The organism is Aeromonas sp. ASNIH4 (assembly GCF_002934425.1).
Lineage (GTDB): Bacteria > Pseudomonadota > Gammaproteobacteria > Enterobacterales > Aeromonadaceae > Aeromonas > Aeromonas hydrophila.
The window spans coordinates 684,762-696,913 of record NZ_CP026217.1 but is presented as its reverse complement, the minus strand read 5'-3'; the positions used below and the strand labels follow the sequence as shown (position 1 = coordinate 696,913).

Sequence of the window (12,152 nt, the reverse complement as noted above, 5' to 3'; positions counted from 1 at the left end):
TCCTTCCTGGCATTACTCACTGGATAGCCGGTTATTGACAGACTATCCGCTCGGTCACTGTAAAAGCTCTGCAACAAAAATCAAGTAGAACGAAGGGCATGACATGCCCCTTTGGCAAACCGTGGAATTTACTGTGAGTTTTTTATGAAAAAGCCAACTTCAAGATAAAAAACTGCGACATGAACAATTTAAATAACGTTTAAATTTTCAATCAAACCTACAAAAACAGCATCACGAAAACATCTTTAGCATATAAAACAACAAGATATGACAAATCAGAATTAAATCACCCTTCTCTATATGGGCAAGCTGAAATCCGGCTCGACAATGCAATCTGAACCTCAGCCGAACACGCTACCAAAACAGAAAATAATGCTAAAAAAGTCTTGGTTAACAATATAAAAACTAGCGGGACATCCCCCTTATCGATAAGTTCAAAATTAATCAATAAAATGGAAACCACTCATTTTAACATCGATTTCACATCGTAAAATATCATCAAGTCAGAATAAACCGCTGCGAAACCGGAAGTATTAAAACATAGTCAGCTTATTGCGCCCCCCTTCCCCATCCACACCGCCTCAATTGACGTCAACCGTCAAAGCTTGATAAGCCTTACGCATCGCTCCAACGAGGGCGGTATGGAAGCAAACAAAAAAACAACCAGGAAGGATATAAGCGATGCTTAGGAAAAGCAGACTCTCTGCTGCCGTAGCGTTTGCCTTGGCGAGCGCGGCAGTAGTGGCCACCCCTGTCTTGGCCGAAGAGGGCCAAAACGTCGAAAAACTCCAGAAGATCAAGGTTACCGGCTCCCGTATCTCGCGCGTCGACGTGGAGGGCGCCACCCCGGTCGTCGCCATCAGCAAGGCCAAGATCGAGCAATCCGGTCAGCAGACCGTGGCCGACTACCTGAAGCAGGCCTCCTACAACTCCTTCGGCAGTATCTCCCCCTCTTCCGGCAGCTCAGCCCAATCCCAGGCCACCGTCAGCCTGCGCGGCCTTGGCTCCGAGCGCACCCTGGTGCTGCTCAACGGCAAGCGGGTCGCCGGCTCTCCCTCCATGGGGGGTAGCTCCATCAACCTCAACTCCATCCCCATGGCGGCGGTGGAGCGGGTGGAAGTGAACTTGGACGGCGGCTCTGCCCTGTATGGTTCCGATGCCATCGGCGGCGTCATCAACGTCATCCTGAAACAGGACTATGAAGGCTTGGAATTCCAGGGCCGTATCGGCTCTCCCACCGAAGAGGGTGGCGACGAGAAGAGCGGCTCCATCGTCAGCGGCATCACCGGGGAGAAAGGCGCCCTGATGATGGTCTACGAGCACGACGTCAAGGACGAGATCTACTACAAGGATCGCGACTACCTGGCTCGTGAAGGTGCCTCTGCCCCCAGCCTGTATGGCCGCAACATCAAGGGCATCGATGCCGCCACCGGCAAGACAGTTACCCGTACCCTGGAAGGCATCGACTGTGCCAATACCGGTCCCGGCTTCGTACCGGTCGGTAGCGCCTGTCGCTTCGACTTTGCCCAGGTCGCAGCCAAGACAGCTTCCCGCACCCGGGACACCGTCTACGTCAACGGCCGCTATCACATCAACGACAGCGTCGACTTCGTTCCCCAGCTGATCGGCTCGCGGGTCACCAGCTTTGGCCGCTTCGCTCCGGCCGCCGGCCCCTTCTCCATCGACGGCACCACTCCGGGCGGCGCCCAGCTGCTGGCCGACAACGGCTTCATCGGCGAGAAGGCCACCGTCTACTACCGCTTCAGCAACGTCGGTCCCCGTGACAACGACGTCACCGACCTGACCGGCAGCATGAACCTGGGCTTCGAAGGCACGCTGCCGACCGAAGCGGTGGGCGATGTGGAGTGGAATGCGGGTTACATGTATTCCAAGACCGACAACAAGAGCCGCGGCACCGGCTATGTGCTGAACCCGGCTGTCCAGCAGGAGGTCGACAGCGGCAACTTCAAGAACGGCGAGTTCTCCAGTGACGCCACCAACAGCCTCTCCTACGACACCAGCCGCACCTCCAAGATGGACTTCTTCCAGTGGTACGGCGGTCTGGGCTGGAGCATGGGTGAACTGCCGGCCGGCCCCATCGGCTGGTACCTGGGGGCCGAGTACAACGACTGGGTCTACTCCGACACCTATGACAGCCAGTCAGCGGCCGGCAACGTCATCGGTTCTTCCGGCAACTCGGGCGGTGGCGTGCGTGACGTCTTCGCCGCCTACATCGAGAGCCTGATCCCCATCACCGAACAGATCGAGCTGAACCTGGCCGGTCGTTTCGACAAGTACAGCGACTTTGGCAGCGCCTTCTCGCCCAAGGCGAGCCTGCGTTACCAGCCGCTGGACAACCTGTTGCTGCGCACCTCCTGGTCACAGTCCTTCCGCGCCCCGGGCCTGGAAGATCTGTATGCAGCCGATGCCGACTCCGCCGACTTCGCCAAGGACTATGTCTCCTGCCAGGCCAACGGTGTCGCCAACTGCCCGGAAGAGCAGTACTCCACGGTGCGTCAATCCAACAAGAACCTGAAGGAAGAGACGGCTGACACCTTCGGCATCGGCGCGGCCTACAGCCCGATCGACGATCTCAACCTCTCGCTGGACTACTACTACATCAAGATTGATGACGTGATCCAGCTGGCCACCACCCAGACCCAGTTCTATCAGGAGCTGAACACCGGCAGCAACCCGAACGTCATCCGCGATGCCAACGGCGATGTCGAGCAGGTTTACGCCGGCATGGTCAACCTGGGCCAGCTCAAGACCAGCGGTCTGGACTTCAAGGCTGACTACAAGTACGACTTCGACGTCGTGACCGTGCGCTACGACTTCGGCAGCACCTACATTCTGAAATACGAAGAGGGTCTGTTTGCCGGCGGTCCCATGGTCGACAAGAAGGGCTGGAACGCCAAGCCTGAACTGCGCTTCAACTCCGGTGTCGGGGTCAATGTACCGCAGTGGTGGAACATGGATGCCTACCTGAGTGCCAACTACATCGACTCCCAGAGCCAGGACTACGTGGACGGTCAGACAGAGGGCCATATCGCCTCCCAGACCACCTGGAACCTGAACGTCGGTGTGGACACCCCCTGGAACGGCAAGCTGCAAGCCGGTGTGAAGAACATGTTCAACGTAGGCCCCTCGCTCTCCAGCGACGGCTTCACCTACGACGACGATCTCTACAGCATCGACGGGCGCATCGTCTACCTCGACTACACCCAGAAGTTCTAATCAACTCCCGTTGAGATATAAACCCAAGCCGGCCCGGTCGGGCCGGCTTTGCCCAACGTCCAAGGAAGTTACGGAGATAGGGTAATCCTATGAAAACAAGGACAATTACAATGAAGAAAGCGCTCCTCGGCAGCCTGGTTTCCGCTGCCTTGCTGACCAGCTTCAATCTGAGTGCCGCCTCTGCCAGCCAGGCAGTGGACGCTCAAGCCGCCACCGACAATGCATCCAAAGTGTCCCAGCAGAAGATCGACAACTACGCCGACTCTGCCGAATCCGCCCTCGCCCAGTACAAGGCCGCCCTGCGTCAGGTCGACAGCCTGCGTACCTACAACGAGCAGGTGGGCAAGATGGTCGACTCCCAGAGCAGCGAACTGGCCTCGATGCAGCGCCAGATCGCCCAGATCGATCAGACCAGCACCGAAGTGGTGCCGCTGATGCTCAAGATGATCGACTCCCTCGAGCAGTTCGTGGCGCTGGATCTGCCGTTCCAGAAGGTCGAGCGGGAGGATCGCGTCGCGGCCCTGACCGACCTGATGAACCGGGCCGATGTCACCATCTCCGAGAAGTACCGCAAGATCCTGGAGGCCTACCAGATCGAGGAGGGCTTCAGCCGCACCATCGAATCCTACAAGGCCAGCCTGGCCAAGGATGGCGGCGAGAAGACCTATGAGTTCCTGCGCGTCGGCCGCATCGCCCTGCTCTACCAGTCCCCGGACGGCAATGAGACCGGCATGTGGAACAAGAAGACCCGTCAGTGGGAAGAGTTGCCCCAGGAGTATCGCAGTGCAGTGGAACAGGGCCTTCGCATCGCCAAGAAGCAGGCGCCCCCCGCCCTCATCAAGCTGCCGGTTCAAACTGCGGAGAAAGCATCATGAAAGGAATCAAACTTGCCATCGCCTCGCTGATCGCGGGCGCTACCCTGATCACCCTGCCGGTGACCGCCGCCGAGAAACCGGTGGATCTGAACGCCCTGCTCAATCAGGTCAAGGCCGCCAGCACCACCGAATCCCAGCTCAACAAGGAGCGGGAAGCCCGCTTCCTGGCCGACAAGAACGAGCAGGCCGCCCTGCTGGCCAAGGCCAAGGCCGAACTGGCCGCCGAAACAGCCAAGGGTGAGCGGCTCAAGGCCACCTTCGATGCCAACGACAAGCAGCTGACCGAGCTGACCGAGACTCTGCGCCAGCGTGCCGGCAACATGGGCGAGATGTTCGGGGTGCTGCGCCAGTTCGCCGGCGAGTTCAAGGGGATCTTCAACGCCTCTGCCCGCCGGGTCGAGCATCCGGAGCAGACCGCCCTGCTGACCCGCCTGGCCGAGAGCAAGGAGCTGCCCTCCAGCGATGACCTGACCGCCTTCTGGACCACCACCCTCAGCCGCATGGTCGACGGTGGCAAGGTGAGCCAGATCCCGGCCACCGTGGTCTATGGCGAAGGCAACCAGGCCGAGAAGACCGTCACCCAGATCGGCGAGTTCAACACCGTCTCCGAAGGCAAGTACCTGACCTTCGTGCCGGAGACCGGCAAGTTCGAACAGCTGCCCCGCCAACCCGACAAGGGGGTGCTGGAGCCCATCGCCGACTTTGAACAGGGTGGCGGCGGCGTCAAGCCGATCTTCGTCGACCCGTCCCGCGGCGTGATCCTCTCCCTGCTGGTGCAGTCGCCGACCCTGAAGGAGCGGATCGACCAGGGTGGTGAAGTGGGCTACGTCATCATGGTGCTCGGCGTACTCGGCACCCTGCTGGCGCTGTTCTGCGGCGCTCGCCTCTCCCTCATCGGCGGATCCATGCGCAAGCAGCTCAAATCCGATCAGATCATCAAGGGCAATCCCATCGGCGAGATGCTGGGGGCCTACCAGAGCCATCGTGGCGACAACATCGAGGATCTGGAGTCCAAGCTCGACGAGATCATCCTGCGCAACGTGCCCAAGTTCGAGAAGGGCATCAGCATCATCAAGCTGATCGCCTCGGTCGCGCCGCTGCTGGGTCTGCTGGGTACCGTGGTCGGCATGATCGCCACCTTCCAGGCCATCACCCTGTTCGGTACCGGCGATCCCAAGCTGATGGCAGGCGGTATCTCCGAAGCCCTGGTCACCACCATGCAGGGTCTGGTGGTCGCCGTGCCCATGCTGTTCCTCTACACCATCGTACAGACCCAGAGCCGTCGTCTGATCCAGGTGCTGGAAGAGCAGAGCGCCGGTTTCGTCGCCCGCTACCAGGAACGTCTGCACGCCTCCAAAGCCGCAGCGTAAGGAGTCACCCATGTGGTTCTGGTTGATTGAAGAAGTCGAGTCGGTCCGCCGGTTTCTGGGATTGGGGGGCGACGTACTGGTCGCCCTGTTCTTCCTGACCCTGATGATGTGGGCCCTGCTGCTGGAGCGCTGGTTCTACTTCATGGCGGTCTACCCCAAGCAGGTGAAGCAGACCAAGGCCGCCTGGCTGGCCCGCAGCGATCACCTCTCCTGGTCCGCCAAGCAGATCCGGCGCGAGCTGGTCTCCCGGGTGGCCATGGCGGTGGACAAGGGGATGCCGGTCATCAAGGTGCTGATCGCCCTCTGCCCGCTGATGGGGCTGCTCGGGACCGTGGTCGGCATGGTGCAGGTGTTCGACACCCTGGCCATCACCGGCACCGGCTCACCGCGGGCGATGGCCTCGGGGATCTCCAAGGCGACGGTACCGACCATGGCGGGCATGATTGCCGCCCTTTCCGGCCTGTTTTTTGTCAACCAGCTCGATCACAAGGCCAAGCTGGCGGTCGAGAAGCTGGAAGACAACCTGAAACACGGTTGATGCAGGATGCACTCCCCCGCCGGGCCCGGCTCTGGCGGGGGCACAGAACAAGCAAGGAGTTTTTGCCATGAGAAAACGTCACAGCGACAGCAGTGCTGATGAGGCGGCCATCGATTTGACCCCCATGCTGGACATAGTGTTCATCATGCTGATCTTCTTCATCGTCACCACCTCGTTCGTCAAGGAGTCCGGCGTGGAGATCAACCGCCCGAGCGCCAGCACGGCCGAGACGGTGAAGAAGGGGAACATCATGGTCGCGGTCCGTGAGAACGGCCAGGTCTGGGTCGACAAGCGCATCGTCGAAGTGGGTGCCGTGCGCGCCAACATCGAGCGGCTGCGGGCCGAAAACCCGGAGAGTGCCGTGGTGATCCAGGCCGATACCGAATCCCGTTCAGGTCTGGTGGTCCAGGTCATGGATCAGATCCGCATGGCCGGTGTCCAGAACATCTCCATCGCGGCGAGCAAGAGCAGCTGATGCCGGAGCGAGCACCATGAGATACCTGATATCGTTGGCGGTCTCCTGTGTGGTGGTGTTCTTCCTGTTTCTGGGAATGAACAAGCTCATCACACCGGATCACCGGGAGTTGGTGGAGAAGGAGGACGTCAGCATGACCGACTTCATCCGCATCAAGCCTCAGGAGACCCTGCAAGAGAGACAACGCGAGCTGCCCAAGCCGCCGCCCCCGAACCGGCCCCCTCCCCCTCCCGAGATGGAAGTGGCCAGCACGGATCGGCCGCAGATGGAGAGTTCGCCGATGGACATGCCCAAACTCGACATCCCGGTCAACATCGGTGGCGGCAACGCCCTCGGTGCCTACAGCACCGGCAGCGGTGGTGGCGGCATGGGCGGCAACAACGGCGCCATTCCGCTGGCGACTTTCGAGCCCATGATGCCCCGCAAGGCGGCGCTGGCCGGCCTCGCCTCCGGCAAGGTGCTGGTGGAGTTCACCGTCACCGAGCGCGGCACCGTCAGCAACGTGCGGATCGTCAAAGAGGATCCCCGCAGCTACGACCTCGGCAAGGCAGCGCGCCAGACCATCGCCAAATGGACGTTCAAGCCGGCCATGGTGGATGGCAAGCCGCAGGCCACCCGCATGCAGCAAGAGATCGAGTTTGCGACCAACTAAGGAAGGTGGCGATGAAAAAGTTACATACCCTGATCCTCGCCCCGGTCGCCATGGCGGTGCTACTCAGCACCGCCGGCTGGGCCGCCGAGCAGCCTGCTCTCTCTGATCGCGCCTACCGCGCGGTCAACAAGGCGCAGGCACTGATCACCGAGAAAAAATACGGCGAGGCCAATGCCAAGCTGCAGGAGGCGCTGTCCGGCGCCGGCGAGCGGGTCTACGACAAGGGGGTCATTCTGCAGACCCTGGGCTTCGTGGCGGCGCAGCAGGAGAAGTACGGTCAGGCGACCAAGTACTTCGCCGACGCCATCGCTACCGGCGGGCTGCCCCAGCCGGTGGCCCAGCAGGTGCGCTACAACCTGGCCCAGCTCTACATGGCGGAGGGCAACTTCAAGGCCTCCATCAGCACCATGAACCAGTGGTTTGCGAGCCTGGGCAAGGACGAGAAGCCGACCCCGCACGCCTACATCACGCTGGCCAACGCCCATGTGCAGCTCAAGCAGTATCGGGAAGCCATACCGGCAGTGGACAACGCGATCAAGCTCTCCGCCGGCAAGGCGCCAGAGTCCTGGTATCTGCTGAAGATGGCGGCCCACTACGAGCTGAAGCAGTACAAGCCGGCCACCGAGGTGCTGACCGCGCTGGTCGACCGCTATCCGGAGAAGAAGAAGTACTGGACCCAGCTCTCCGCCATGCACATGCAGGCGGGCAACGATGGCAAGGCGCTGGCCGCGCTGGAGGGGGCCTACAACCTCGGCATGCTGACCGAGGCGGCCGAGTTGCAGCGTCTGGCCAACTACCTGGCTTTCGCCGGCATTCCCCACCGCGCCGCCCGTGTGATGGAGAAGGCGATGAAGGAAGGGACCATCGAGAGCAACGCGGCCAACTACAAGGCGCTGGCCAACTACTGGCACCAGGCCAAGGAGCTGGACCCGGCCATCGATACCCTGGCCAAGTCCTACAAGCTGGCCCCCAATGCCGAGCTGCAGCTCAAGATGGCGCGCATGATGATCCAGAGCAAGCGCTACCAGGATCTGGTGGCCTTCGCCGCCAAGCCCGCCGCCAATGCCAGCGGCGAGCAGCGGGCGGATCTGAAGTTCCTGACCGGGGTCGCCTATTTTGAGCAGCAAAAACCGAAGGAGGCGCTCTCCGCCTTCACGCAGGCTGCCCAGAACGGCAACGTCAGTGGCCGCGCGTCGCCCTGGATCAGCTTCTTGAAAGAGCAGCAGGGCGGCGCCGTCACCCAATAAGCAACCCAGGCGTGCCGGCCTGGGCGATTTGTTCCCGGCATGGCACGCAATGACACCCGGCAGGACGGGCACCCTCCCCGCCCTGCCGGTCAACAACAAGGGGGTCACCCCGCAGATTGCCTTGGTGGCAATTGGCCGCTCCCCGGAGCGGTCTTTTTTATGTCCCTGCATTTATTATCCCGCCATAAAAAAATCCGGAGCCTGGGCTCCGGATTGGATCATTGCCTTGCGAGAGGACAGGCCATGCAGAGTGCCGGCCTGCCCCTCAAGCGATCATCAGTAGCTGCATACCAGTTTCCAGCTGCCATCGCCCGCCTTGGGCTCGCTGCTGGTCCACCAGTTGGCCTGCCACACCGCCTTGTTGTTGGTCATCCGGTCACCGCCGTTGGCGTGATCCCCCTGCGGCCAGGTCGGATAGGCCTTGTAGGCGGCCGGGTTGACGTTCTGGCTGCTGCAGGTGGCGCCGCCCGGGTTCTCGCCGCCACCACTGCTGCCCAATACGGCCTCCGGCAGGGTCGGGAACTCGGCCTTGAGGCCGGCGGTCTGGGTGCCGCTGATGATGCGGATACCGCTCGGCACACCGGCGGCCGGCAGATAGTAGGTCATCGCCACTTCCACGTCGCTGCCCGGTGCCCACGCCTTCCAGGTCGGCAGCGTAAAGGCCGCCTTGTGGAAGTCCTTCTCGTTGGCGATGCCGTCGGAGTTCTGGTTGCCGCCGCTCTCCACCACTTTCAGCCCCATCCCGCTCTGGTCGGTGATGGTATCGGAGGTGGAAGTGGGCACCAGGAACTCGATGCGAGTACCGCCCGGAATGGTCTGGGTCGAGTTGTTGGTGAGCTTCAGGGTCGGGTTGATCGGGTAGTTGGAATCCCCCTCCTTGAAGCCGGAGAGGCTCACCGCGATGTCGAGCTGGGCGGTTGGCGCCGCCAGATCGTTCTGCTTGGTGTTGTACTTGGCTGCCTTGGCGAACTTCTCGTAGGCGAGCGTGGTCAGCGTGCTGCCCATGCCATACTCGTTCTTGGCCGGATCGAAGGCGTAGTCACCCGCCATCTCCCAGAACATGACCCCACCCAGACCCCGCTTGATGATGTAGTCGAGCTTGTGGCCCATGGACTCTTCATCTTCGGTGGAGAGGAACACCTTCTTCTCTTCGTTCCACAGCCAAGGTGCCTGCGCCTTGTCATCGTAGTAACGCACGTACTTGCCCTGCATCACGTGAGCCGGGTTGTTGGGATCCAGACCCCAGGCCTGGCCGTAGCTCGGCATGGTGGTGATACCCAGGCTGGCGGCGTTCTCCAGGTTCTTGGCATGCCACATGGGCACGGCGCCACCGCCGATCTCCTTGCCGTTCTTGTCGAGATCGTGCCAAATGTTGTCGATGCCGACCGCCCCGTTGCCGCACGGAATGGTGCTGCCACCGGTACCCGGCTGACAATCGCTCTGGCTCGGCAGGGCTGCCTTGCCGGCCAGGCCGTGAGTGCCACCGCTGACCCCTTGCCAGCCGCGGGTGTAGTAAGGCACGCCCACGTTGATCTTGCCGGCCGCCAGGGCGCCACGGAAGTAGTGGGCAGACCAGGCCGCATTGAGGTAGCCGATACCGCCAAACTGGCTCTGGGTATAGACGCCCCAGTGGGCAAGTTCGGCATCCGCCTTGTTGTCGAACAGGGCGGCGTTGTGACCGACGAAGTTGTTCCAGGCGCCGTGGAAGTCGTAAGTCATCAGGTTGACGTAGTCGAGGTACTGGGTGACCTGGAAGTTCTCCATGCCGCGCAGCAGGTAGGCCGAGGCCGGCGAGGCGATGGTCAGCATGTACTTGCGACCATCCTCGCTGCCGGCGCTGTCGAGCTTGCTGCGCAGGGTCTGCATCAGCACCTTGTAGTTGGCAAACAGCTTGCCGCGGCACTGGTTGGAGAGCGGGAAGTCGTTGGGGTTGCCCGCATCCTTCATGGAGGTGGGGTACTCATAGTCGACGTCGACCCCGTCAAAGCCGTACTGACGGATGAAGCTCACCGCCGAGTTGGCAAAGGCGTTGATGCCGTCGCTGTTGACCGAGCAGTCACCCTTGGTAGTGGCGGTATAGAAGCCGCGGGTATCGGCCCAGCCCCCCACCGAGATCAGGGTCTTCACGTCCGGATACTGCTTCTTGTACTTCGACAGCAGGTTGAAGTGGCCCTTGTAGGCAAACTCCGGATCCATCTCGGCACCCGGCACGCCGTCCCAGGTCATCTTGGTCGCCGAGTCGTCCACCTTGATGGTGTGGCTCTGCTCGTCCACCGCCGCGAAGGCATAGTTGATGTGGGTGATCTTGTCCCAGGGAATGTCGCTCACCAGATAGGAGGGCAAGCCGTTCTTGCCGGTACGCCAGGAGGTGAAGTAGCCGATGACCCGACGGGCGTGGTCATCCCCCATGCACTCGTAACCGTCCGGGCGGTAGATCTGACGGATATCGCAGGAGAGGTTGCCGCCGGTGGGCGGCAGGGCTGCCTCTTCCACCTGCACGTCGACCTGGCTCGATTCGCCGCTCAGGTTCTCCTTGTCGGTCGCCACCAGCTTGAGGCCGGCCAGCCCCTTGCTCTGGGGCGTCCAGTTCACCTGCCAGGGGGCACTGGTGTCTTCGCCCACTTTCTTGCCATCGACGAACAGCTCGACCTTGGCGACGTCGTTGTTGGCATCGGTGACGTTGCCGCTCACCGCCACGCTGCGACCCAGGGTCACCTTGGCGCCGCTGGCCGGGCTGCTGATGCTCACCTTGGGCGCCTCCGGCGCCACCACGGCGGCGACCTTGAAGCTCGAATCCGCCTCGCTCAGCACCTTGCCATCTTTATCCAATGCCCGAGCCTTGAGGGCGTGGGCGCCGACACCGGCGGCACTCCAGCTGCCGTTCCAGGGCGAGGCGCTCGCCGTGGCCACCAGCTTGCCGTCGATGAGGTATTCCACCCGAACCAGCGCCGTCACCGGGCCGCTCAGGGTCACCGCCAGCGCGACGCTGGCCCCCTCGTTGAAACTGGCGCCGGCAGCCGGCGAGCTGACGGCTACGCCGATCGCCGGAGGCGGCACGTCCCCGCCATAGAGTTTCCAGGCATCGGCCCAGACCACCCCCACCCCGGGGGCGTAGTGATAGGGCGAGGCCCCGCACCAGCCGGAGTAGGGAAATTCTTTGCACTCATAGAGATTGCCGACGTTGCTGACGATGTCGCCGGCCTTGTAGGCGGTACCGGCCTGATAGGCGGGATAGGCGGCCTGTGCCCAGGCGGGCATGGCAGCCAAAGCCACCAGCATGGCAAGCCTGCTGGGCCTTAGGGTCTGTTGCATATTGTTATCTTCCTTGTTTTGTCTTGGCATTGGTCACCAAGGCAAAGAACAAGCGCAACCTGCGTGATGGGCGCAGACAACTGGCAATGGACCTGCCACAAACGTCACCCTCACCCTGGGAAGCCCCGCTATCTGGATCGCACGATCTGAAGACCGGAGGCATTGCGTCCCGGCATCTCGACCGGTTTGCCCTTTACCTGGGTTCCGTGAGGAACAAGCTGAGTATAGGAATCAACCAGCCGAGTCTCAATCTTCATTCTCGAGGAAAAATATGTGGATGCCAGCCAGATCACATTTTCACTGGCGTGACGAAATAACTGTTTTGTCATTAATTTCATACTGTTAGCCAAGTCAAAAAAAACGGCATTGCCCTCATTTGTATCCCCGTAATGTGCGTTGGCTCACTGGTATGACATGCCAGAAATGTGACAATGCGCGCCCTTGGC

Annotated in this window: 8 protein-coding genes and 1 riboswitch; of the genes, 7 read left to right on the top strand and 1 reads right to left on the bottom strand. The window is 61.3% G+C overall.

Going from position 1 to position 12,152, the window contains the following annotated elements; genetic code table 11:
• The first annotated feature begins 681 nt into the window (after positions 1–681).
• From C2U40_RS03275 to C2U40_RS03245, 7 genes are all read left to right on the top strand, one after another.
• Complete coding sequence (locus C2U40_RS03275) at positions 682–3,237, top strand: TonB-dependent receptor (protein ID WP_045526065.1); 2,556 nt, start codon at positions 682–684, stop codon at positions 3,235–3,237.
• A 110-nt stretch (positions 3,238–3,347) separates the two neighbouring features.
• Positions 3,348–4,112, top strand: coding sequence for a DUF3450 domain-containing protein (locus C2U40_RS03270; RefSeq protein ID WP_016351821.1), 765 nt, complete (start codon positions 3,348–3,350; stop codon positions 4,110–4,112).
• A complete protein-coding gene (locus C2U40_RS03265; RefSeq protein WP_017410944.1) occupies positions 4,109–5,482 on the top strand; it encodes a MotA/TolQ/ExbB proton channel family protein in 1,374 nt (457 codons plus the stop codon). Before C2U40_RS03270 ends, C2U40_RS03265 begins: the two co-directional genes overlap by 4 nt.
• Positions 5,483–5,492: 10 nt before the next feature.
• Positions 5,493–6,020, top strand: a complete 528-nt coding sequence (locus C2U40_RS03260; RefSeq protein WP_010633019.1) for a MotA/TolQ/ExbB proton channel family protein — start codon at positions 5,493–5,495, stop codon at positions 6,018–6,020.
• 67 nt (positions 6,021–6,087) lie between these two features.
• Positions 6,088–6,495, top strand: a complete 408-nt coding sequence (locus C2U40_RS03255) for an ExbD/TolR family protein (RefSeq protein WP_010633018.1) — start codon at positions 6,088–6,090, stop codon at positions 6,493–6,495.
• A 16-nt stretch (positions 6,496–6,511) separates the two neighbouring features.
• Positions 6,512–7,147 (top strand): energy transducer TonB, encoded by a 636-nt coding sequence (locus C2U40_RS03250; RefSeq protein ID WP_104467477.1) that lies wholly within the window; start codon positions 6,512–6,514, stop codon positions 7,145–7,147.
• A gap of 11 nt (positions 7,148–7,158) precedes the next feature.
• Entirely contained in the window at positions 7,159–8,394 is a 1,236-nt protein-coding gene (locus C2U40_RS03245) for a tetratricopeptide repeat protein (protein WP_024943513.1), read from the top strand.
• A gap of 276 nt (positions 8,395–8,670) precedes the next feature.
• Here the strand turns inward: C2U40_RS03245 and C2U40_RS03240 are convergent, their stop codons facing one another.
• Positions 8,671–11,706 (bottom strand): glycosyl hydrolase family 18 protein, encoded by a 3,036-nt coding sequence (locus tag C2U40_RS03240; RefSeq protein WP_373366257.1) that lies wholly within the window; start codon positions 11,704–11,706, stop codon positions 8,671–8,673.
• A gap of 115 nt (positions 11,707–11,821) precedes the next feature.
• Positions 11,822–11,907: riboswitch (cyclic di-GMP riboswitch) on the bottom strand.
• Between the last annotated feature and the right edge of the window lie 245 nt (positions 11,908–12,152).